At 70.8% G+C, this 22,013-nt stretch carries 16 protein-coding genes; 1 reads left to right on the top strand and 15 read right to left on the bottom strand.

What is annotated here, in order from left to right:
- The 4 genes from ACQY4O_RS02140 to putA form a co-directional block, all read right to left on the bottom strand.
- Nucleotides 1–1,110 (bottom strand): glycosyltransferase family 4 protein, encoded by a 1,110-nt coding sequence (locus tag ACQY4O_RS02140; protein WP_428374597.1) that lies wholly within the window; start codon nt 1,108–1,110, stop codon nt 1–3.
- Nucleotides 1,111–1,166: 56 nt separating this feature from the next.
- Nucleotides 1,167–3,212 (bottom strand): NAD-dependent epimerase/dehydratase family protein, encoded by a 2,046-nt coding sequence (locus ACQY4O_RS02135; RefSeq protein WP_428374596.1) that lies wholly within the window; start codon nt 3,210–3,212, stop codon nt 1,167–1,169.
- On the bottom strand, nt 3,209–4,315 hold the full coding sequence (locus ACQY4O_RS02130; protein ID WP_428374595.1) for an NAD-dependent epimerase/dehydratase family protein: 1,107 nt from the start codon (nt 4,313–4,315) through the stop codon (nt 3,209–3,211). Before ACQY4O_RS02130 ends, ACQY4O_RS02135 begins: the two co-directional genes overlap by 4 nt.
- A 310-nt stretch (nt 4,316–4,625) precedes the next feature.
- On the bottom strand, nt 4,626–8,498 hold the full coding sequence (putA, locus tag ACQY4O_RS02125; RefSeq protein ID WP_428374594.1) for a trifunctional transcriptional regulator/proline dehydrogenase/L-glutamate gamma-semialdehyde dehydrogenase: 3,873 nt from the start codon (nt 8,496–8,498) through the stop codon (nt 4,626–4,628).
- A gap of 167 nt (nt 8,499–8,665) precedes the next feature.
- On the opposite strand from putA, the gene ACQY4O_RS02120 reads away from it, so the two are divergent.
- Nucleotides 8,666–10,048, top strand: coding sequence for an amino acid permease (locus ACQY4O_RS02120; protein ID WP_428374593.1), 1,383 nt, complete (start codon nt 8,666–8,668; stop codon nt 10,046–10,048).
- Here the strand turns inward: ACQY4O_RS02120 and ACQY4O_RS02115 are convergent.
- The 11 genes from ACQY4O_RS02115 to ACQY4O_RS02065 are packed head-to-tail and all read right to left on the bottom strand — an operon-like array spanning nt 10,038 to nt 21,787.
- On the bottom strand, nt 10,038–11,912 hold the full coding sequence (locus ACQY4O_RS02115) for a hypothetical protein (RefSeq protein WP_428374592.1): 1,875 nt from the start codon (nt 11,910–11,912) through the stop codon (nt 10,038–10,040). The genes ACQY4O_RS02120 and ACQY4O_RS02115 overlap by 11 nt on opposite strands.
- Nucleotides 11,909–13,210 carry an NAD(P)/FAD-dependent oxidoreductase gene (locus tag ACQY4O_RS02110; protein ID WP_428374591.1) on the bottom strand — a complete coding sequence of 434 codons (1,302 nt, stop codon included), beginning with the start codon at nt 13,208–13,210 and terminating at the stop codon, nt 11,909–11,911. Before ACQY4O_RS02110 ends, ACQY4O_RS02115 begins: the two co-directional genes overlap by 4 nt.
- A gap of 1 nt (nt 13,211) precedes the next feature.
- Nucleotides 13,212–13,934 (bottom strand): 3-oxoacyl-ACP reductase FabG, encoded by a 723-nt coding sequence (fabG, locus tag ACQY4O_RS02105; protein WP_428374590.1) that lies wholly within the window; start codon nt 13,932–13,934, stop codon nt 13,212–13,214.
- Nucleotides 13,931–14,380 (bottom strand): phosphotransferase, encoded by a 450-nt coding sequence (locus ACQY4O_RS02100; RefSeq protein ID WP_428374589.1) that lies wholly within the window; start codon nt 14,378–14,380, stop codon nt 13,931–13,933. Before ACQY4O_RS02100 ends, fabG begins: the two co-directional genes overlap by 4 nt.
- Nucleotides 14,377–15,171 carry a beta-ketoacyl synthase chain length factor gene (locus ACQY4O_RS02095; protein ID WP_428374588.1) on the bottom strand — a complete coding sequence of 265 codons (795 nt, stop codon included), beginning with the start codon at nt 15,169–15,171 and terminating at the stop codon, nt 14,377–14,379. The genes ACQY4O_RS02100 and ACQY4O_RS02095 overlap by 4 nt, the downstream gene beginning before the upstream one ends.
- Nucleotides 15,172–15,179: 8 nt before the next feature.
- Nucleotides 15,180–16,367 carry a beta-ketoacyl-[acyl-carrier-protein] synthase family protein gene (locus ACQY4O_RS02090; protein WP_428374587.1) on the bottom strand — a complete coding sequence of 396 codons (1,188 nt, stop codon included), beginning with the start codon at nt 16,365–16,367 and terminating at the stop codon, nt 15,180–15,182.
- Nucleotides 16,364–18,721 carry an MMPL family transporter gene (locus ACQY4O_RS02085; protein ID WP_428374586.1) on the bottom strand — a complete coding sequence of 786 codons (2,358 nt, stop codon included), beginning with the start codon at nt 18,719–18,721 and terminating at the stop codon, nt 16,364–16,366. Before ACQY4O_RS02085 ends, ACQY4O_RS02090 begins: the two co-directional genes overlap by 4 nt.
- Nucleotides 18,718–19,290 (bottom strand): LolA family protein, encoded by a 573-nt coding sequence (locus ACQY4O_RS02080; protein WP_428374585.1) that lies wholly within the window; start codon nt 19,288–19,290, stop codon nt 18,718–18,720. Before ACQY4O_RS02080 ends, ACQY4O_RS02085 begins: the two co-directional genes overlap by 4 nt.
- The gene (locus tag ACQY4O_RS02075) at nt 19,283–20,203 is read right to left on the bottom strand and encodes an acyltransferase (protein WP_428374584.1); all 921 of its coding nucleotides are present in this window, start codon (nt 20,201–20,203) and stop codon (nt 19,283–19,285) included. The genes ACQY4O_RS02080 and ACQY4O_RS02075 overlap by 8 nt, the downstream gene beginning before the upstream one ends.
- Nucleotides 20,200–20,517, bottom strand: coding sequence for a hypothetical protein (locus ACQY4O_RS02070; RefSeq protein ID WP_428374583.1), 318 nt, complete (start codon nt 20,515–20,517; stop codon nt 20,200–20,202). Before ACQY4O_RS02070 ends, ACQY4O_RS02075 begins: the two co-directional genes overlap by 4 nt.
- Complete coding sequence (locus ACQY4O_RS02065) at nt 20,510–21,787, bottom strand: AMP-binding protein (RefSeq protein ID WP_428374582.1); 1,278 nt, start codon at nt 21,785–21,787, stop codon at nt 20,510–20,512. Before ACQY4O_RS02065 ends, ACQY4O_RS02070 begins: the two co-directional genes overlap by 8 nt.
- Between the last annotated feature and the right edge of the window lie 226 nt (nt 21,788–22,013).

The raw sequence follows: 22,013 nt of genomic DNA, 5'->3' as shown, positions 1-22,013 counted from the left end.
TCAGTAAATCCGGTCCGGCCGGCGCATGCCGCGCTGCATCGCGGCCTCGTAGATTCCGAGCAGACCGTCGAGCTGCCTCACCGCGGTGAAGCCGGCGGCGCGCTCGCGTGCAGCGCCTGCGAACGTGCGACGGCGGTCCGCATCATGCGCCAGCAGCGCGATGGCTTCTGTCCAGGCCTCGGGCCGTTCCGGCGGCACGAACAAGGCGGCGTCGGACCAGAGCTCGCGGAAGGTCGGAATATCGGCGAGCATCAGGGCCGCGCCGCTCGCCGCCGCCTCCAGCACCGCGAGCCCGAACGGCTCGTAGAGCGACGGGGAGGCGAAGATGGCGGCCTCTTGCATTCGGGCTCGCAAGGCGGCCGGCGGCAGCGCACCCAGCGCGGTCGCGTGCGCGAGATCGACGCGCATGCCGTCCGGGCCTGTCAGCGGGCCGGCCAGTTCGATCGGCCAGCATGCCCGCGCCGCGGCGCGATCGAGGATTGCGGCGTTCTTTGCCTCGTCCCACCAGCGGCCGGCAGCCAGCACGACCGGCCGCCGGCCTCCCCCGCCGGAAGAGTCGTCGGCGTCGGACCGGGCGTTGTAGAGCACCGTCAGGCCATCCACCGGCCCATACACGCGCTCCAGCGCCTCGGCATGGCTGCGGCTCGGCGCCATGACCGCAGAGGCACGGTCCATCCCCAGGCGGGTCGCCGCCTGCTGCCAGCGATAGGCGGGCGGCAGCGCCTCGCCGCGGACCGCCGCCCACCAGGTCGGAATGCAGGAATGCGACATCGCCACGACAGGCACGCCATCCGGCACCCCGGCCGCCTGCGACGGGAGGTTCAGGTGCAGCAGATCGACGCCGCCCTGGCGCCCGATCTGCGCCAGTTCCGCGCCGATGCCGGCCACCGCGTCGGCATCGGGCTGCATCCAGTCGAGCCCCATCGTGGTCCAGACCAGAGCGGTGCCGGGGGCCAGCGCCTCGGCCTCCGACCGGTCCGGCGGCGGTGGCCCCAACCCGGCCAGCAGGCAGCCGATGCCGGCGCCATTCAGCGACCGCGCGAGGTCGATGGCATGCCGCCAGACACCGCCGACCGCATCGGTGCTGATCAGCACGCGTTCCGGCAGCATCGCGTCAGGACGCGTCTAGAGAGCATCGCGTCAGGACGCGTCTAGACAGCATTGCGTCAGGCGACCGCCCGGCTGGCTGGCTGCCCCAGCCGCTCGCCCTGCAGCCAGCCGGCGAGATCGCGCAATCCGTCCCGCCAGCCGACCTCGAGCTGCCATCCGGTCGCAGCAGTAAGCCGGCGCGTGTCGGCCACGAACCAGGGCTGGTCGCCGGTGCGCCACACCTGGCGATGCGTGGGGCTGCGTCGCCCGGTGATCATCGCGATCTCGTCGAGCACCTCGACCAGGCTCACCGCATTCGCCGGGCCGCCGCCAAGATTGAAGGCGGACCCGCGAACTTCATCGATTGCGTTCATGACGCGGCGGTAGGCCGACACCGCGTCGTTGACGTGCAGGATGTCGCGTACCTGCTTGCCGTCGCCATAGAGCGTGATCGGCTCGCCGGCCAACGCGCGGATCAGGAAATGCGCGACCCAGCCCTGATCCTCGGTGCCGAACTGGCGCGGGCCGTAGATGCAGCTCATCCGCAGCACCGCGGTGCGCAGGCCGAAGCTGTGCGCATAGTCCAGCACATACTGGTCGGCAACTCCCTTGGAGCAGCCGTAGGGCGTGCAGAAATCGAGCGGGCGTTGTTCCGCGATGCCGTGCCCACGCAGCACCGGATCGCTGGGCTGGTGGCGGCGGCCGGCCTCCATCATGTCCAGGTCGGCAAGCTGCCCGTACACCTTGTTGGTGCTGGCGAACACCAGGGGCGTCCTTGGGGAGCGCTCGCGCAGCACCTCCAGCACGTTCAGGGTGCCTTCGGCATTCACCGCGAAGTCGTGACGCGGATCCGTCAGGCTGGATGTCACCGCGACCTGCGCCGCAAGGTGAAACACCGCCCTGGCACCCACCACCGCTGCCGCGACAGCGCCGGCGTCGCGCAGATCGGCCAGCAGCGGCTGCACCGCAAAGCCGTGCCGGTCCTGCAGCCATGCCAGGTTCCGCTCGACCCCCGGCCGCGCGAGGCTGTCGAGTACCACCACCTGCTCGCCGTCGCGCAGCAGCGCATCGGCGAGATTGCTGCCGATGAAGCCGGCGCCCCCGATGATGGCAACATGGCCACGCGACGCGTGCAGCGCCGGCGCCGCAAGCGATGATGCGACCGGCGATGATGCGGGCGACGACGAGGGGCGGCTCGGTGTCACGAGGCCTGCCTCCAGCAACCGGCGCAGCAGCTTTGGCCGCCCCTGCGCGTCGTTCACGCCGAGATGATAATGGCGCGGATCGAAATACAGCCCTTCCTGCACGGCCACGTCGCGCGGAATATCCTGCCAGCCATACCAGTACAGCCGCTCAGCGGGTGCGGCGAGCGCCGCGCGAAAGCGCTCGACCTGTTCAGCCTCGTCGTTGCGCCACGTGGAGTAGCCTGTCTCGGTCAGCCAGATCTGCAGGCCGGGCCGGTAGCGGTCGAGGATCGACCGCATCGCCTGCAGGTGCACATCGAAGCCGCGCCAGGTGCTGGCTTCGCTGTCCCAGGTTCCCGGAAAGCCGTGGAAGCCGACCGCGGAAACCTTGCCGAGCACGCCACGCTCGCCCATCAGTTCGAGCCAGTTCGGATCGAACGGGCACGGGCCGCCGAGCACCGCCCTGAAGCCACGCTGCTCGACCCAGTGCGCGGCGTCGCCGATCATTTCACAAAACAGCAGCCAGTCGTGATCCTCGCGCCAGTCCCAGTCGAGCAGGTTGTTCGGCTCGTTCCACAGCTCGACATGCCGGAAACTGTTGCCGTAGCGGGTCAGGACATGATCGACGAAATCGGCGTAGTCGCGCAGCCGCCGGGGCGCGCCGGTGCATAAACCGGTACGCGACAGCGAAGGCGGCGTGTAGTGGATGCAGGGCAGCAGGTCGAAAGCCTGTCCGAGCGTCGGGATCAGCCAGTCGTACCAGTCCTGGCCACCCGGCGCCTGGTAGTCGGCCCAGGACAGGTGCGTGCGCAGGCTGGTGGCGCCGACCCGGCGCATGCCCTCGATGGCAGCGAGGACACGCCGATGCTCTCCCGGGCGGAACCACTCGACGAAGCCGAACGGACGCAAGCCGGCGTTGGCTGCCGCCACGCTGTTCATGCCATCAACCCGCGCGCCTCTAGCTGACGCCACGCGTCCTCGCCGCGGTCGGTCGCCTGCGCGCCGCGTATCCAGGCCGCGGCCTCGCCGATGGTCTGTTCGAGCGGGTATTCCGGCGCATAGCCGAGCACAGCCCGCGCGCGGCCGATATCGGCGAAGTTGTGGCGGATATCGCCGGCCCGCGCCTTGCCGAGCAGCTGCGGCGCGAGGTGCGGAACGTCCATGGCATCGGCTAGCATGTTGGCGATCTGCGCTATTTCGTAGGAGCGGCCGCTGCCGATATTGATCACCTGCCCGGCTGCCTGCGGCACGTCCATCGCGAGGCGGAAAGCGCGTGCGACGTCGCGGACGTGAACGAAGTCTCGCTTCTGCCTGCCGTCCTCGAAGACCAAGGGCGGCTGTCCATGCAGCAGGCGGGCGCCGAAATTCGCCAGCACGCCGGTATATGGATTGGACAATGCCTGGCCCGGGCCGAACACGTTGAACAGACGCAACGCCACCGCCTCGATGCCGTACGCGCGACCGACGATGAGGCAGTTGCGCTCCTGCACGAACTTGGTGACGGCATAGACCGAGGCAAGATCGACCGGCTTGCTCTCATCCGTCGGCACCGGATGCAAGGCGCCGCAGTCGGGCGCCACCGGGTCCCACTGGCTCGAACCCTCCCGCACGATGCGCTGCACGTTGTCATGGCGCCGGCCGGCCGCGTCGGCATACAGGCCCTCGCCATAGACACTCATGGATGATGCCACGACGAGCCGGCGCACCGGCGTCGAGGCCAGCCGCTCCAGCAGCACCGCGGTGCCGAGATCGTTCGCGCCGACATAGCGGGCGATCTCGTACATGCTCTGCCCGACACCGACCTCGGCCGCCAGGTGGAACACGCCGGCGACGCCGGCGAGCGCGCGATCGACCGATGCGATGTCGCGAACGTCGCCGTGCAGCACCTCGACATCCGGCGGCAGCCTCGGCGGCGCGTCGCCATGCACCTGATCGATCAGGCTGTCGAGAACGCGAACCCTGTGACCCTGCTCCAGCAACTCGGTGCAGAGATGGCGACCAATAAACCCGGCACCCCCGGTCACAAGATAGTGTGCGGCCATACCGAGCGGGTCTCTCATCAACAAGTGATTGGCCAAACTCCCGCTGAACCGATCACGAGCCCCATGGTTCCAGCAGCACCAGAAGAAGATGCCATCAACTTGCGTTCAGAACAACCGCCGCTCCAGCATGGGCCGCTTCAAGCGTCGGGGGACGGTTCGAGAATGCGCTAGGGCTCTGTCAGAGGCGCCAGAGGCGGCGGTCCGGCGTGACTTTTCGAGCACCGGAGCGGAGCGGCCGTCTGGCCGTGAGCACCGGAGCGCAGAAAAGGCGCGCCGGATGACCGCCATAGTAGCATTATCGAGCCGTCTCTCAGCCGATTGACATTAGGCTGGCATTGCCTCCCGCCGCCGCCGTATTGACGCTGACGCACTGCTCGGTCAGCAGGAACTCCAGTGGATAGATGCGTCCGCTCCGGATCTCTCGTGACGAGAACGCAAAGATCGTGACCAGCGGACCGTGGCGATGTGCCATCCTGATCGAGAACTCGGCCAGTTCGTCGCCATCGCCTTCGAACAGGGCAGCGGCGAAGGGTGCTGCGTCCAGGCCTGGCCCATCCTGGCCAAGCAGATCCGCCGGCAGGCGCTCCAGCAGTACGGCGAACCGCTCCGGCCTGTCGATCAGCGGGCGGTTGCCGGTTGCCAGCACACAGGCGAGCTGCACCGCCGCACCCTGCAGGGTCTCGGCAACGCACAGCACCACCCCACGCGGCCGCAGGGCATAGACGTTGCGCTCGCCGACCGGTCCGGGCAGCACCAGTTCGGCGCCGAGCGGACTGCGCGTGGCGATCGAGCGGACCGTGGCAGCGGTGCCGGCCTCCAGGCCGCAGCCGGGACACTCCGCCACCGCGGCGGCCAGGTGCTCGGCATAGCGGATGGCGGCGTCGGTCGGCTGGCCTGCCGGCAGTGTCGTCGCCGCCGGCGCGTGCGCCAGGAGACGGCGCAGCAGCAGCGGGCCGCCGGCTTTCGGACCGGTGCCGGACAGGCCGTGGCCGCCGAACGGCTGCACGCCGACGACGGCGCCGACGATGTTGCGGTTGACGTAGATGTTGCCGGCCGGTGCGCGTGCCGCGATGTGGGCGATGGTTTCGTCGAGCCGGGTATGCACGCCGAACGTCAGCGCGTAGCCGGTGGCTGCGATATCCTCCAGCAGGGCGTCCAGGTCGTTGCGGGCATAGCGCAGCACGTGCAGCACCGGGCCGAACACCTCGCGCTCGATGTCGGCCACGTCATCGATCTCGATCAGCGTCGGCGCCACGAAGCTGCCGTGCGCGCACGCCGCGTCCAGCACCAGTTCATGCACCGCATGGCCGGCCGCGCGCATCCGCGCCACATGCGCGAGCAGCAGCTCGCGCGCCGCGTCGCTGATCACTGGCCCGACATCGGTCTGCAGCCGGTCCGGATTGCCGATGCACAGCTCGGCCATCGCACCACGCAGCATGCGCAGCGTACGGTCCGCCACATCCTCCTGCAGGCACAGCAGCCGCAGGGCGGAGCAGCGCTGGCCGGCCGAGTTGAACGCCGACAGCAGCACGTCGGCCACCACCTGTTCGGTCAGCGCCGAGCTGTCCACGATCATCGCGTTCTGGCCGCCGGTCTCGGCGATCAGCGGCACCAGCTGACCGTTCGGGCTGAGCCGTCCGGCGATGCCGAGCTGGATGGCGGCTGCCACATCGAGCGAGCCGGTGAACATGACCCCGCGTACATCGGCGTGGGCCACGAGGGCCGCCCCGACCTCGCCGGCGCCCGGCACCAGTTGCAGCGCCGGTGCGGGGATGCCCGCTTCATGCAGCAGGGCAACCGCCTGGGCCGCGATCAGCGGCGTTTCCTCCGCGGGCTTTGCCAGCACCGCGTTGCCGGCCGCGAGTGCGGCTGCGACCTGGCCGATGAAGATGGCGAGCGGGAAGTTCCACGGGCTGATGCATGCCACCACGCCGAGCGGCCGGTGCGTCTCGTTGTCGAAGCAGCACCGCACCTCCGCCGCATAGTAGCGCAGGAAATCCACCGCCTCGCGAACCTCGCCGACCGCGTCCGCCAGGATCTTGCCGGCCTCGCGCACGATCAGCCCGGCGAGCGGCTGCATCGCGCCCTCCAGCATCACCGCGGCCCGGCACAGGATCGCGGCACGCTCCTCGGGCGGTGTCGTGCGCCAGAGCTCGGCACCCGCCGCCGCGCGGCCGACCAGGGCCGGTATCGCCGAGTCCGGGGTTGCGTGCAGCAGCCCGATCCGGTCCTGCCGCTGTGCTGGGCTGGTGATCACCAGCGTGTCGCAGGCTTGCGCATCGAGTCCGGGGGCGACGGCCGTCCAGGGGCCGCCGGAGGAGGCGAGCAGCGACGCCGACAGCGAGGCCAGGCGCTGCTCGCTGTTGAGGTCGAGGCCTTCCGCATTCAGCCGCTCGGGTCCGAACAGCGCCCGCGGCAGCGCAATGCGCGGCTCGGGACTGCCGACCGGATCCCCTGCTGCCACCCGCACCGCCGGATCGGCGACCAGTTCCTCGACCGGCACCTCGGCGTCGCCGATGCGGTTCACGAACGAGGTGTTGGCGCCATTTTCCAGCAGCCTGCGGACCAGATAGGCCAGCAGCGTCTCGTGGGTGCCCACCGGTGCATAGATCCGGCACGGCCGGTTGAGCTTGTCGTGCCCGACCACCTCCTCGTACAGCGGCTCGCCCATGCCGTGCAGGCACTGGAACTCGTACTGGCCGACATAGAAACCGGCACCCGCCATGGCGTGGATGCTGGCGAGGGTGCGCGCATTGTGGGTGGCGAATTGCGGGAACACCGCGTCCGGCGCCGCCAGCAGACGGCGCGCGCAGGCGATGTAGCTGATGTCGGTATGCGCCTTGCGGGTGAACACCGGATAGCCTTCGAGGCCGTCCTGCTGCGCGCGCTTGATCTCGCTGTCCCAGTAGGCACCCTTGACCAGGCGCAGCATGATGCGGCGGCGGGTCGCGCGTCCGAGTGCGATGATCCAGTCGATCACGAAGGGCGCGCGCTTCTGGTAGGCCTGCACCACGAAGCCGATGCCGTTCCAGCCCGCCAGCTCGGGATCGAGGCAGAGCGCTTCGAGCAGGTCCAGCGACAGCTCCAGGCGATCGGATTCCTCGGCGTCGATGTTCATGCCGATATCGTAGCTGCGCGAGAGCAACGCCAGCGCGCGCAGACGGGGCAGCAGTTCGTCCATGACGCGGTCGCGCTGCGAGCGGCTGTAGCGCGGATGCAGCGCCGACAGCTTGATCGAGATCCCCGCCCCTTCGTAGATGCCGCGCCGCGCCGAGGCCCGGCCGATCGCATGGATCGCGCGCTCGTAGTCGGCGGTGTAGTGCTGCGCATCCTCGGCGGTCATCGCCGCCTCGCCGAGCATGTCGTACGAATGTCGAAAACCCTGCTTCTCGAGGCGGCGGCTGTTGGCGAGCGCCTCGGCGATGGTCTGGCCGGTGACGAACTGCTCGCCCATCATGCGCATCGCCATGTCGACGCCGCGGCGGATGACCGGCTCGCCGCCGCGCCCGATCAACCGCGTCAGCGCCGATGACAGGCCGAGCTCGCTGCTGGTCGCGGTCAGCCGCCCGGTCACCACCAGCCCCCAGGTGGCGGCATTGACGAACAGCGACGGCGAGCGCCCGAGATGCGCCTGCCAGTTGCCGGTGCTGATCTTGTCGCGGATCAGCGCGTCCCGGGTGGCGCGATCCGGGATGCGCAGCAGCGCTTCCGCCAGGCACATCAGCGCGATGCCCTCCTGGCTGGAGAGGTCGTACTCCTTGATCAGGCCCTCGACGCCGCCGCGGGCGGATTTCTGCCGCAGCGCCGTCACCAGCGCGCGCGCCAGCGCATCGGCGGCCTCGGCCTGCGCCGAGGGCAGCGTGGCGGCGGGCAGCAGCATCGGCACCGCCTCCTCCTCTGGAATGCGGCAGGCGGCGGTGATGCGCGCACGCAGCACGCTCTGCGGCTGCACGCCCTGGGCGAATTCCAGGAACGGCTGTGGCGGGCGCACGGCCGGGTCCGGGTCCGGTGCCGCCGGCGGCGCGTCCACGGCGATGGCACCGCCGCCTTCGGCCTGCTCGATCGCGGTCAGGATCGCCTGCTTGACGAACCAGTGCGGGGTGCGGCCCTGCGCCTGGGCGGCCTCGCGCAGGCGGCCACGCAGCAGGTCGTCGAGCTTCACCCCGATGGTGGTGCTGGGCATGACGAACTCCCGGATGCCGGTATGGCGGTTGCGCCTAAATGTCCATGGTTGACCGGCAAGGTGCAACCACGTTTGCGATGGGGGCGGGATCGGTGCAACCGCCTGCGGCCTGGATCTTCGGCAACGGCTCTGGCAAGCGAAGGGCCAGCACCGGAAAAGGCTGCGGGATGACCGACCAGGGGCTGCTGCGCCCGCGCCACGTGGCGATGATCTCGCTCGGCGGCATCATCGGCGCCGGACTGTTCGTCGGCAGCTCGACCGCGATCGGCATCGCCGGGCCTGGGGTCCTGCTCGCCTACCTGCTGGCCGGCATGATCTCGTTCCTGATGATGCGCATGCTGGGCGAGATGGCGCTGGCCCGACCCGGGGCCGGGTCGTTCAACGCCTATGTCCGCCTGTCCCTGGGCCCGCAGGTCAGCTTCGTGACCGGCTGGCTGTACTGGTATTTCTGGGTGATCGTGGTGGGTGCCGAGACCGTGGCGGGTGCCTCGCTGATCCATGACTGGCTGCCCCCGGACTGGATACCCCATGCGCCGGTCTGGCTGATCGGCCTGCTGCTGATCGCCGTGATGACCTCGAGCAACCTGATGTCGGTGCGCGCCTATGGCGAGTTCGAGTTCTGGTTCTCCCTGCTCAAGGTCGGCGCCATCGTGCTGTTCATCCTGGTGGGTAGCGCCTGGCTCGGCCACGCCGGCGTGGCCGGCCACGATCCCCTGTCGAGCCTGTTCGGCGGACGCGGCGCACTTCGCGGACCGTTGCCGAATGGCGGCCTGGCGGTGCTGGCGGCTGTGCCGAGCGTGATGTTCTCATTGACCGGGGCCGAGATCGCCAGCATCGCGGCGACGGATTCGCGCGATCCGGCCGCCAACGTGGCCCGCGCGGCCCGCACCGTGGCGCTGCGCATCCTGCTGTTCTACCTGGCCTCGATCCTGGTCATCCTGTGCATCGTGCCCTGGGGCGCGATCCGGTCCGGCCACTCGCCCTACGTCACCGCGATGGATGTCATGGGCATCCCGGGCGGCGCCACGCTGATGGCGGCGGTGGTGCTGGTGGCGGTGCTGTCCTGCCTCAATTCCGGGCTCTACGTGACCTCGCGCATCCTCAACGAGCTCGCCCTGCAGGGCGACGCGCCGCAGGCGATGGTGGTGCGAAACCGACGCGGCGTGCCGACCCGGGCGATCCTCGCCGGCAGCGTGACCGGGTTCCTGGCCGCCATCGCCTCGGTGGTGTCACCGGACCTGGTGTTCGCCTTCCTGCTGAATGCCTCCGGCGCGGTGATCCTGGCGATCTACGCGGTGATCGCCACCGCCCAGTTGCGCGCCCGGTCGGCGATGGCGGCCTCCGGCGCGACCCCGGCCTATCGCATGTGGGGACATCCGTGGCTGAGCGGCGCGGTGATTGCGGCGATCGCGTGCGTGCTGCTCAGTATGGTGCTGCAACCGGCGCAGCGATCGCAGGTGGTGGCGAGCCTGTTCAGCGTCATCGTTGTGATCATTGCCGCCCGGCTGCACGGGCGCCGCCGGCCGATCCGATCCGGCGTCAGCCCATGACATGATCCGCGAGCATCGCGTCCAGCTCGCGCATGAGCGGCTCTCGCGCCACGTGAAAATTGCTGTAGCTCGGCACCGGGTCGATCGGCGCGAACAGCACCAGAGCCGCCGCATCGTCGGTGATGCAGCCAGCGTCGATGAAGCGCAGGTCGGTGCCGCCCTCCTGGTAGCGCGGCTGGTCGTAGATGCCGAGGTCCTGGCGGTGGCGCAGGTTCCATCCATTGCTCAGCACCAGGCCGGGACGGTTGCAGACCCAGCGATACTTGGCCAAACCCGCGCCCCAGAAGCCCACAAAGAACGCGCAGCGTCCGGCCCAGAACAGGCTGCGCGGCATCGCGCTTCCGAACAGATTGACGAGGAGCACCTCCGGGCCCGGATACCGCCGCCGCAGCGCCTGCGCCAGTCGCAGCTCGACGAATACCGGATGCTCGTGCCCGGGCTGCTGGCCGAAACTGTCGAAGCTGCTGACCGGATCGTGGCCGATGCGCGCATTGTGGCCGTCCAGCACGATCGCCACGCGGCCAAGCCGGTCGTGCAGATGCGCGATGATGTCGCCGAGCAGTGCCTCCAGATCCACCGCGGTGCGGTTCTCGACGCGCACGCCGAGCAGGATCACCGGTATGTGCTCCTGTGCCAGCCGGGCCGCCAGCGACAGATCCCAGGCGGTCGGTCCATCAACCGCCGCCGCGGCCCGGATGCGCGCCGCCAGTGCGAGGCTGACATGGTCGTCCAGTGCACGGACCATGCAGGTGCCGCTGCGATAGACGAAGTCGGCCAGGGTACGCGGCCCGGCCAGGGTACGATCGACATGGCCGGAAAGTTCGGGAAAGATGCGATCGATCGGCGCGAACACTTCCGAACCCTGGTCGGCATCCGGCACGATGACCACCGGCAGATGCTCCGGCGGCACGCGGGCCACGAGGCGGTCGAGTCCGGTCAGCTCGTTCCAGAGCTGATGGCCCATGTGCAGGTTGCCGACACCCCTGAAGGCGGCCGCGAAGGTTCGCGACGGGCTTTCGAGATAGGCCAGCAGCGCGTCCGCCTCGTGCACCGCGTGCCCGACGAACTTCCGCAGCAACCGTCGCAGCATCGCGCCGTCGCCGGCATGCTGCGTGACGGCGAGGTTGGCGGACGGGATGAACAGGTCGGACCATGCGTGGTGATATCGCGTGGTGCCGAGATAGAATACCAGATCGTGCCGCTCGTCGAAAAACCGGTAGGCGTTGCGGTGCTCGCCGATCACCAGGCTGTCGCGCGACTGCAGGATGCGTCCGTCGACCGGCGATACGCAGGCGATGGCGCCGGACGACATGGCATCGATGAAGGCGTCCTGCACGTTGCCTGACAGCGCCTGCGATATTGCCTGCAACAGCAGGCAGCGACCGTCCGGGAGCCTGATGGCGATGCCCTCGGAGGCGGGACCGGACGGTGCGATTTCGACGATCTCGGTGTCCTCGACGGCAAGATCGAGCAGTGCCTCGATCATGCCGGCATTCAACCCGCGCAGCCGGTCGAGCGCCTCCGGACGCGTCGGCTGCGTGGTGCACAGGATGGACCGGCAGACCGCGTGGGCGACCGGCCGCACGCCCTGCGCGATGGCGGCGACGGCATCGCCGGACAGTTGCGCCAGGCTGCTGCCACGATGCTCGTACTGCGCATCGAGCAACCAGGTCGCCTGTCGCCCGTCCGCGTGGCGCAGATCGAGGAACAAAGTGGGGCCGAAGGCGAGGTTGGCGCGACGCGGACTCCAGCCCGGCTCGAAGGCCGCGACCGGCTCGCCGGCCAGCAGGATGCGGTCATGTCCGCCCTCGGTGCGGACAAGATGCCAGGCGCCGTCCCGATACGCGACCTCACAGGTGGTCAAGCAACCCTGTCCTGGAGATCGGACTGTCGGGCCACGGTCCGTGGCAGACGGCGCCAGGCGCGGCGCAGCCGGTCGGCCCCGCGTGCCACGCGATACACACTCTTGAACGCCAGCACCGGCAGCATCGAGCGCAGGTCGCGATCGAGATTGCCGGCGAGCAGCGAGACCAGCCCGTCGCGCATGCGCAGCGTGTTGCGCGGCGACATGAACAGCGCGCGCAGCACTGGATCGTTGATGCGGTAGATCAGCCAGCTGATCCGATCGATCGCGGCCACCAGGCGGCGCTCGGCCCGCGCCGCCAGAATCCGGCCGCGCGCGGGGTCGTCGAGCCAGGCATCCGCGGTCTGGGCGCCGAGTTCGCCCGCGGTCATCGCCATCAGCACGCCCGACGAGAACATCGGGTCGACGAAGGCGAACGCGTCGCCGATCATGCAGACATTGCCGTCCCAGGACCTGGCGGCGCGGTACGAGTAGTTGCCGGTGGCGGTCACCTCGGAGCAGCGCGTGGCGCCGGCGAGGCGCGCGCGCAAGGTCGGGCTGGCGGCGATGCGCGCATCGAGGAAGCCGGCATTGTCGCCATGGCGCGCGCGGAACGCCGCCTGCGTGCCGACGAAGCCGACGCTGGTGACGCCATCCGGCAGCGGGATCACCCAGAACCAGCCATCCTGTGCGAGATGGATCGAGATGTAGCCCGTCATCGCGGCATCGCGCGGCGCCACGTCGCGGTAGTGCGCGTACACCGAGGCGGTGTTGTTGCGCTTGTCGGCCTGCCGGTTGCCGCGGCGGGCAGCCAGGAAGCTGTCGCGGCCGGATGCATCGAGCACGTAGCGGGCGGTGATCCGGCTGTTCGTGCCGGACTCGGAGCGCACGGTGACGATGCTGTGCCCGGCATGGCGCTCGATGTCGGTCGCACGCACGCGCTCGAAGCCGCGCGCACCGGAGGATGTCGCGTTGTCGAACAGGATCTTGTCGAAATCCGAGCGCCGCACCTGGTAGGAATGCGCAGCACCGCCGGCCAGCGCCAGCCGGAACGGGAACGCCACGCTGCGCCCGCACGTGTCGGAGACGAACTCGGCACCGGGCTTGAACACGCCGATCGCGTGCACCGCTTCGGCGACGCCGAGGCGCTCGAGCAAGGCGAGGTTGCGCGGCAGCAGGCTCTCGCCGATATGGAAGCGCGGATGCGCCGACTTCTCGATCAGCACCACGTCGCGCCCGCGCCGCGCGAGCAGGGCCGCCGCCGTGCTGCCGGCCGGACCACCGCCGATCACCAGGACGTCACAGTCGAGATCGCGCATGTCAGGCCATCCCGCCATTGATGTGGATCACCTGGCCGGTGATGTAGGCCGCCGCGTCGGAGGCGAGAAAACCGACCAGCCCGGCGACGTCCTCGGGTGTTCCGGCCCGTTTCATCGGCACCATGGCGGCGATCGCCTCTGCATCCATGACCGCATCCACTGCCGGCGAGGCGATGATGCCGGGTGCCACCGCATTGGCGGTGATGCCGCGGCTGGCCAACTCGCGCGACAGCGAGCGCACAGCACCTTCGAGACCGGCCTTGGCGGCACCGTAATTGGCCTGCCCGCGATTGCCCAGGGTCGCGGTGATCGAGGACAGCGCGATGACCCGGCCCCAGCGTGTCGCCAGCATCGGCAGCAGCAGCGGCTGTGTCAACGCGAAGAAGCCGTCCAGCGACACCGCCAGCACCTCGCGCCATTGCGCCGACGACATGCCGGCCAGCGGTACGTCGTCATGCGTGCCGGCATTATGCACCAGCACCTGCGGCACGCCGTGCGCGATCAGCGGCGCCAGCGCGCGCGCGGTGGCCTCGCAATCGGTCAGGTCGCAGACCAGCGTGCTGGCCGGATGCCCCGCCGCCCACAGCTCGCGCGCCAGCTGCTCGGCCGCCGCCGCGTTGCGATGCGCATGGATGGTGACGTGCAGGCCGTCGCGCGCCAGCCTGCGGCAGATCGCGGCCCCGATCGGCGAGGCGCCGCCGGTCACCAGCGCCCTGCGGCTCATGCCGGAGCCGCCATGCAGCCCGGGAACGCAATCGTGCCGCGCCCCTGCAGCAGCGCGGGACCATCCTGGCCGCGCAGCGCGAAGCCGTAGATCAGGCCGCCCGGATCATTCAGTTCCAGCATCGAACAGATGTTGAGCAGCCCATGCCGAGGATCGTCAAGGCGATCGGCGCCGACCAGCGACAGCCGCAGCGCCGCGACGTAGCCCGGGCGCTGCGGCACGCCGCCGGCCAGCAGCGCGCCGTGCAGGGCCGCCGCCTGGAACGCGAACTCGGCGCCGCAGACGATGCCGAGGCGGCCGTCGCGGCGCAGCGGGTTGCGCTCCGACAGGTGCAAGCTGCTCTCGCACGTGATCCGGTCCGCGGACCAGCCGACGACGCGGTCCAGCAGGCACATCGCGCCCTGCTGCGGGATCAGCGCCATGATCCGGTCGCGCTCGATCATCATGCGAGGCTTACCGCGAGGTGGCCTGCATTGTACGGAAATGCAAGCGTCGCGGGCCGGCGCCGGGCGATCGCCTCCAGCAGCACCAGCGCGCGTCCGACCGGGTTCTGCCGCCACAGGGCCTGCAGGCCCGGCGCCATCGGCACCGGCTCGGGAACGTTGGCGGCCGCGACGAAGTCGATGGCAAGGCTGGCCAGCGCCCCGGGAGCGGCGCCGGGAGCCAGCACGAAGGCGGCGGCCAGGGCGATCGTCGTCGTGCGCAGCGCCCCGAGCGGCAGCTGCATCGGCGCATCGTAGAGGCAGAGCAGCACCGGCACCCCGTCCGCAACGCATTCGCAGGCGGCCTTGAGCAGGGCGGCGGCGAAGGTCGCGTCGTGGCAGCCCAGCACGGTGACCGGCGCCGACGAGCCGGTGGCGATCGACCAGTAGCCGGCCACCGCATTATGCACCGAGTTGTGGAACCGGGTCGGCGAGAGCAGCGGGTCGGGACCGGCGAGCGTCTCGAGCAGGTGGTGCACCACCGCGCCGTCGCCGTTCGAGCTGCCGAAGATGCCCGGCAGCGCGCCGGGTTGGTGGCCCGCCATGCGCGAGGCCTCCTCGCAGACCGCAAGGGCGAGACGCACCGGCAGTCCGCTGCGGCGGCGCTCGTTGGGCGACAGCAGCGCCGGCGGCGGCAGGTCGAGAGCGGCTTCGGGATCGGCCGCGACCTCGCCCGCCAGCACCGGGAGCGCCTGCTCCCAGGCGCCGAGGCCCGGCGCGCGCACCGCGCTCCCGATCAGCGACACGCGCATCATCTGTCGCATCAGGCCGGTCGTCCGAGCACCAGGCTGACATTGATCCCGCCGAAACCGAATGAGTTGCTCATCACCCGGTCGAGGCGGGCGCTGCGGTTATGCAGCGGCAGGTCGAGCGCGATCTCCGGATCCGGTGTCGCAAGCCCCAGGCAGCCGGGCAGCAGGTCGTGGGTGATGCAGAGCCCGGCGATCAGCGCCTCGACGATCCCGGACGAGCCCATGCAGTGCCCGGTCCAGCCCTTGGTGGACGCGCAGGGCGTGGCGGTTCCGAACACCCGGCCGACCGCACGCGCCTCCATCAGGTCATTGGCGCGGGTGCCGGTGCCGTGCAGGTTGATATGGTCGATCTGCCCAGGCTCCAGCCCGGCGCTGCACAGCGCGCGGCGCATCGCCTGCTCGGCGCCGATCCCGTCCGGCTGCGGCGAGGACATGTGGTAGCCGTCGCTGGACGCCCCGATCCCGAGCAGCGCCACGCCGCCCGGCTGGCGCGGCTCGCGTTCCAGCAGGGCGAAGCCGGCGGCCTCGCCGATCGAGATCCCCCGTCGGGCGGCATCGAACGGGCGGCAGCGCGCCGGCGAGACCAGCTCGAGCGAGTTGAAGCCGTGCAGGGTCAGGCGGCACAGGCTGTCGGCGCCCCCCACCAGGGCGGCATCGACCACACCGCTCGCAATCAAGTGCGAGGCGTCCAGGCAGGCGCGCGCACTGGAGGCACAGGCGGTGGACACCGTCATCGCCGGACCGGTCAGCCCGAGCAGGTCGGCGACGAAGCGCGACAGCGAGAACAGGTCGTAGCTGCCATCATAGCGGAACCAGTCCGGCAGCAGCCCGGTCGCCGGATCGCGGGCCCGGTAGGCGTTCTCCGCCGACAGGATGCCCGAGGTGCTGGTGCCGAGCACCACGGCGATGCGTCCGGCACCGTGCCGGCCGACAGCACCCTGCACCGCCTCGATGAAGCCGTCCTGCTGCAAGGCGAGCCAGGCCAGCCGGTTGTTGCGGCAGTCATACTGCGCGAGGCCCGGCGGCAGCGCCGCCTGCTCCAGGCCGGCGACGCGGCCGACATGGCCGCCGATCCCGACCTGCTCGAAGTCGCAAGGTGCCAGGCCGGAGCGCTCGCCGCGCAGCGCATCCAGGGTGGCTCCCGCGCCGGCTCCGAGCGCGCTGGCGAGCGTCGTCGCGGTGAGGTGCAACGGGGTCATGCAGGGCTGTCTGTGTCCGGGGATGATGCACCATAGTCCGGCCGCTCGCCCGCGAACAGGAATCCGAACACCATGGCGAGCACGACGCCGATGCAGACGGTGCCCCCGATCTCGCGCAGCAATGGCGTGCGGCACAGGCAGAGCAGCGAGAAGGTGAGCAGCGCCATGACGTTGCAGGTGACCAGGGTGCGCAGGGTGCGGGCGCGCTCCTCGGCGTCGAGTTGCGGGCGTGCAAAGAACAGCGCGTAGTCGAGCCCGATCCCGGCCACGAACTGCAGCGAGACCAGGTGGATCAGCGTGAGGCGGGTGCCGGACAGCACCAGGGCCGCGAGCGTCACCAGCAGCGTGGCCGCGATTGCGGCCAGCACGCGCAGCGAGCGGACGGGATCGCGCTGCCCGAGCAGCAGCACAAGCACCCCGAGGCCGGCGCCGCCTGCGAGATACGGCCAGGCCTGGCTTGTATAGCCGCGCACCACCGCCTCGGTGGTGCGGCGCACGTCGATGAACGTCCAGCCGGCGCGCGCGAAGATCGCCGCCATTGCCACCGGGTCGGCGATTCCGGCCGGGATCACCGGCCCGAACCAGGCGCCGTCGCGCCGGAACAGCAGGGCCTCGAGCCGGGTCCGCAGCAGGCCGGGCGGCAGCTCGTCCACCGTCAGCGGCGACTGGCCGCGCGCCTGCGCGACGCCGGCGGCGAAAGCCTCGAAGGCCCGCGGCGTGAAGCCGAGGCCGGCGGCCGCCTGGGCGATGGCACGGCGCAGGGTCGCGTCGTCGGGCAAGGCGCTCTGCCGGTCGCGCTGGATCGCCACGCTGGGCAGCAGCCGCGCCGCGTCCTCGACCCCGGCCATGGCATGACGCGCCACCAGGGCGGCAAGGCCGGGTGCGACGGCCTCCTGCGCCCGCAGCACGCCGTCCGGCGTCGCCGCCCGCACCAGCCCGAGCTGGCCGATATCGGGACCACCCAGCTGCGCCCGCAGGCTGGCATCGAGTGCCAGCAGCGACGGCGGCACCGGCGTCAGGCTGGCGAGATCGGTCGCGAGGCGCGGACCGCCGGCGAGCCCGATGCCGAGCACCGCCAGCAGCGGCGGCAACGCCCCCCACAGCCGCCAGCGACGCCAGCGCTCGATGCCGTCGAGCCGTCCCGGATCGCCGGCATAGGAAGGGGCGAGGCCGGCGCGCCCGATGAGGGCCGGCAGCAGCCAGCGCGTCGCCGCCGCCGAGGCCAGGATCCCGGTGGCGGCGAACAGGCCGAGTTGCGCGACACCCGGGAAACCCGAGCCGGCCATGCCGGACAGGCCGAGGCTCGCGGTCAGCACCGACAGCGTGAACGGCCGGGCGATGCGCCGGATGGTGGCGGCCGGCGGCTCGCCCTGCTTGCGATGGCCAACCAGCAGCACCGGGTAGTCGATGGTGATGCCCAGCATGGTCATGCCGAAGCCCAGCGTGATGCCGTGCACGAAGCCGAAGGCCAGCTGCACCGCGAGTGCTGCGGCCGACAGGCCGAGGGCGACGCTGATCGCGATCGCCGCCAGCACCCAGGGCGAGCGGAAACGCCAGCTCAGCCAGCCCGCCACCAGCAGCGCCGAGACGATCGACAGCAGGCGCACGTCGCGCCGCACCGCTGCCTCCGCCGCCTGGGCGAAGACCGGCGCCCCGGTTACCAGCAGGCGGGCGCCCCGCCGGTCCGGGATGTGGTTGAACGCCGCCTGCAGGCGATGCAGCGCGCGGGCCTGCGCCGGCAGGTCGGTGCCGGACGCCGCGAGCCGGGCGAGCAGCAGGGCGCGATCGCCACCCGGTCCGGACGCGGGCGCGAACCAGACACCGTCGCGCAGGACCGCGCTGCCGCCGCCGTGCCACGCTGCGAGCAGCGCCGGCAGCGCCCCGGTCGGGTCGGGCAGGCCGTACTGCTGCACCAGCGGCGACGCGGAGGAGGCCAGCCCGTCGCGCAGCCGGATGAAGTCGGCGCGCAGGGCGGGGACGGAAAAGGCGTCGGCAGCCTGGGGCGCCAGCAGGTAGCGCCAGGCGAACAGGGTGCGCGCCGCATCGGGATCGAGCAGCCGGTGGCCGTTCTGCACGAACAGCAGGCCGGGGTCGTGCGACAGCCGCTCCGACAGTTGGTTGCTGACCGCGGCCAAGGTGGCGGCCGGCGCGCCCTCGATGCCGATCAGCAGCAGGCTCGCGGCGGTGCCGGTGCGCAGCTCCTCGTCGACCAGCCGGGCCGCCGGGTCACTGGCATGCGGCAGCAGTTCGCCGAGATCGCCGCGCACGGTGATGTGGGTGAAGACGAGCCCCGCCACGGCCAGCGCCGCCAGCATGGCGAGCGCAAGCGGCCAGCGTTTGGCGCCGCTGATCACGGGGTAATCGTCATCCGCTGCTCGTCGCCGTTGGCCTGCACGATGTCGATCTGGCGCACGTCGCTGCCGGCGCCGTCGATAGTGGCCAGCTTGACCACCTGGGCCGCCACGTTGCCGGCCGGGTGCAGCACGATGCGCCAGCGATCGATGCCACCGGACTCGTCCAGGGTGAAATGCCGACGCAGCGTGCCGAGATCGCCGGCCAGCGTGCCGCGCAAGGTATCGGTCAGGATACGCAGCGCCGGGCTCTCGTCGAGCGGCAGCGTCCGGGTCGGCTGGCCGGGGCTGCTGATCGAGACGCTGTCGCCCTCGATCAGCAGCCGCTCCGGCTGCGGCACGGTGGTGTCCTGCTCCAGGTGATCCGGCCGGCGATACGCCAGCGTGCCCTGGCTGAGCACCGGCGCCGTCAGGCTGGACAGGTGTTTCTGCATGCTGAAATGCGCCTGCCTGGAGGGCTGCGCGGCCAGTCCCTGCATGATCTGCATGAGCACGCTGTCGGACGCACGGGACGGCACGCCGGAGATGGCACAGCAGAGGGCGAACGACAGCAGCAGAGGGCGATCAATCATAGCTGTTCCCGGCACGGCCGGCCGCATAGTCGGTGTTTGACCAGAACAGGTAGAAATTGAACCAGTTGTACGGCGTCGCCCGGCAGCTTCGCTCCAGGCTGGCGGCATAGCGCTCGATCCACAGCCGCAGGTCGGCCTGGCGTTCCCGGCGACGCAGCACGATCCGCTCGGCGAACGGCTCGAAGCGCACCGTGTAGCGGCACGGCCCGGTGCGCACGCCGTAGAACAGCATGACCGGCGCCTCGATCACCGAGGCGATGATCAGCGGGCCGCAGGCGAACTCGGCCGCATCGCCGAGGAAGCGCACCGGCATGGTGCGGCCGCCGTCTGGGTCGCGGTCGGCGAGGAAGCCCACCATCTCGCCGGCAGCGACGCTCTCCTGCACGCGCAGCATCGCATCGGTGCGGCCGATCTCGATGACGGAGGCCGCCATCTCCGGGTCGAGGCGCTCGAGCAGTCCGGTCAACGGTCCCTGCTTGCGCCGGAACATCACCGGCTTGACCTTGACCGGCGCGCCCCGCCCGAACGCGCGCAGCACGTCGAAGCTGCCCATGTGCGAGCCGAGCAGGATGCAGCCGCGGCCGCTATCGAGGATCGCATCCAGCTCGGCCAGGCCCTGCACCTCGACATGGTAGTCCGTGCTTCGACCAGTCAGGAAGAACACCCGGTCGAGGATGACGCAGGCGAAGGTAAAGACATGACGCAGCACGTCGGCCTCGCGCGCCCGGCGGCCGAATGCGCGAGTCAGGTAGTCGCGCGATGCGACGCGCGTGCTGCGCGAGCGCAGGTAGAAATACAGCGTCACCGGGTAGAGCAGCGCGGTGCAGACGCGCCGCCCGAGCCGGAGCGCGATCCACAGCATGACGCGCAGCATCAACGCGCTGCCCAGTTCGCGGTCGGCGGCCCAGGTCACGCCAGCAGCACGGTTGCCGTCAGCACGGTCTCGCTGCCGCGCACGCAGGTCAGCGCCACCGCCCCATCGCGCCCGGGACGCTGCCGGACGTCGAGACGCTGGCCGGGCAGCACCGGCATGCGGAACCGCACCGCGCGCAGACTGGAGAGCCGGCGGTCGGGAACGGCGTCGAACAGCAGCGCCAGCGCCTGGTCGAGCAGCACGACGCCGGGCACCACCGGGTTGCCGGGGAAGTGGCCGGGCAGGCAGGGGTGGGTGTCCGGGATCAGGAAGCTGCCGCAGGCGGTGCCGGCAGCCGGCGCTGCGTCATCCATCGGCGTCCGCCCCGAGCAGCTCCAGCAGGGCGCCGCGCGCCAGCTTGCCGGTGGCGTTGCGCGGCAAGGCCTCGCACAGGATCAACCGGCGCGGCAGGAATACCGGGTCGATCACGCGCCTGAGGTCCGCGAGCAGATCCGGGGCCGCGCGTCCGGGCGCCACCGCGAAGGCGAGCAGGCGTGCGCCGGGCCGGCATTCGAGGTCGTCGGGGGCCACGAAGATGCCGTCGCTGACCCCGTCGATCCGGTTCAGGATGCGGCTGAGACCGGACAGCGAGGCGCGCCGTCCGCCCAGCTTCACCAGGTCGCCGGCGCGGCCGAGCAGGCGGAAGCCCTGGCCGTCCTCGGCGCACGCGATGCTGTCGGACAGGCGGGTGGCATCGGCGAAGGGAGCCTGCACCGAAGCGGTCTCCCCGTCCGGGACCATCGTGACGCCGGGATACAGGCGCCATGCTGGCTCGGTCACGGTGCGCCGGCTGGCGATCGAGCCGACCTCGGTGGCGCCGAAGATCTCCAGCACCTGCGTGCCCCACTCCCGCTCGATACGGCCGGCCAGCCCGGCATCGAGCGGCGCGGTCGCCGAGATCACCTGGTGCACAGGCTTGCCCGGCGCAGGCGCCAGCAATGTGCGCAGATGCACCGGCGTGGTCACCAGGGTGCTGCGGCCGGCTGCCGCCTGCAGCGCCAGGCGCAGATCGGCGGGATAGAAGAACGGTCCGCACCAGCTGGCGACGGCCGCGTGCAGCGGCAGCAGCACGGTGGTCTCGAAGCCGTACATGTGATGCGGCGGGACGCTGCCGACCAGGTCGTGCGCCGGCTCGCCGACGAACCCGAAGCGCCGGGCAGCGGCCCGGCTGCGCGCGACCAGCTCGCCCCAGCGCTTGCGGCTCGCGGTCGGCTCGCCGGTGCTGCCGGAGGTGAGCACGATGGCGACCACGCGGTCGCTGTCGATGGCGGGGATCGCCGCCGCCGCCGCCGCCGGCTCGGCGCCCGCGGGCGCGATCTCCAGCCAGTCGTCGCCAAGCGGGCGTGCCTGTCCGTAGCGGGCGGCGAGTGCTGCCACCGCGCGCGGGCTCTGGTCGCCGCTCAAGAGGCTGGTCCGGCCGGCGGCGACGCAGGCACCGAACAGGACGGCGAACCGGTATCGGTCGTGGCACAGGTTGACGACGTGCGGGGCATCGGGATCCCAAAGCAGCCGCGCCGCATTACGCTCCACGTCGGCAACGAAGGCCGCCGCGGTGACCGTGCGCAAGCTGTCCCGGAACAGCACCGCCCCAGGCTCGCGGTCCAGCAGCGGTTCCTGAACACTCAGCGGAGGAATATCCAGTACCGGCGCCTACCCAAGAGACTGCTTGCAAACGCCTGATGCTGGATGAGAGCGAGCCGCAGGCTCGCGGCCGGCGTGACTTTCCGAGCAACGCAGCGCAGCGGCCGTCCGGCCGTGAGCAGCGGAGCGCAGGAAAGCCGCGTCGGATCTCCAGCAGCAGGCGTTTGCA

It is taken from the genome of Lichenicoccus sp. (genome assembly GCF_965277665.1).
Classification (GTDB): Bacteria; Pseudomonadota; Alphaproteobacteria; order Acetobacterales; family Acetobacteraceae; genus Lichenicoccus.
Note: the sequence above shows the minus strand (reverse complement) of the source record. Positions and strands in the feature narration are given on the sequence as shown.

Excerpts from the sequence above, each read along its gene's own strand:
- ACQY4O_RS02140 (WP_428374597.1), bottom strand. The coding sequence starts at position 1,110 with ATGCTGCCGGAACGCGTGCTGATCAGCACCGATGCGGTCGGCGGTGTC.
- ACQY4O_RS02135 (WP_428374596.1), bottom strand. The coding sequence starts at position 3,212 with ATGAACAGCGTGGCGGCAGCCAACGCCGGCTTGCGTCCGTTCGGCTTC.
- ACQY4O_RS02130 (WP_428374595.1), bottom strand. The coding sequence starts at position 4,315 with ATGGCCGCACACTATCTTGTGACCGGGGGTGCCGGGTTTATTGGTCGC.
- putA (WP_428374594.1), bottom strand. The coding sequence starts at position 8,498 with ATGCCCAGCACCACCATCGGGGTGAAGCTCGACGACCTGCTGCGTGGC.
- ACQY4O_RS02120 (WP_428374593.1), top strand. The coding sequence starts at position 8,666 with ATGACCGACCAGGGGCTGCTGCGCCCGCGCCACGTGGCGATGATCTCG.
- ACQY4O_RS02110 (WP_428374591.1), bottom strand. The coding sequence starts at position 13,210 with ATGCGCGATCTCGACTGTGACGTCCTGGTGATCGGCGGTGGTCCGGCC.
- fabG (WP_428374590.1), bottom strand. The coding sequence starts at position 13,934 with ATGAGCCGCAGGGCGCTGGTGACCGGCGGCGCCTCGCCGATCGGGGCC.
- ACQY4O_RS02100 (WP_428374589.1), bottom strand. The coding sequence starts at position 14,380 with ATGATGATCGAGCGCGACCGGATCATGGCGCTGATCCCGCAGCAGGGC.
- ACQY4O_RS02095 (WP_428374588.1), bottom strand. The coding sequence starts at position 15,171 with ATGATGCGCGTGTCGCTGATCGGGAGCGCGGTGCGCGCGCCGGGCCTC.
- ACQY4O_RS02090 (WP_428374587.1), bottom strand. The coding sequence starts at position 16,367 with ATGACCCCGTTGCACCTCACCGCGACGACGCTCGCCAGCGCGCTCGGA.
- ACQY4O_RS02080 (WP_428374585.1), bottom strand. The coding sequence starts at position 19,290 with ATGATTGATCGCCCTCTGCTGCTGTCGTTCGCCCTCTGCTGTGCCATC.
- ACQY4O_RS02070 (WP_428374583.1), bottom strand. The coding sequence starts at position 20,517 with ATGGATGACGCAGCGCCGGCTGCCGGCACCGCCTGCGGCAGCTTCCTG.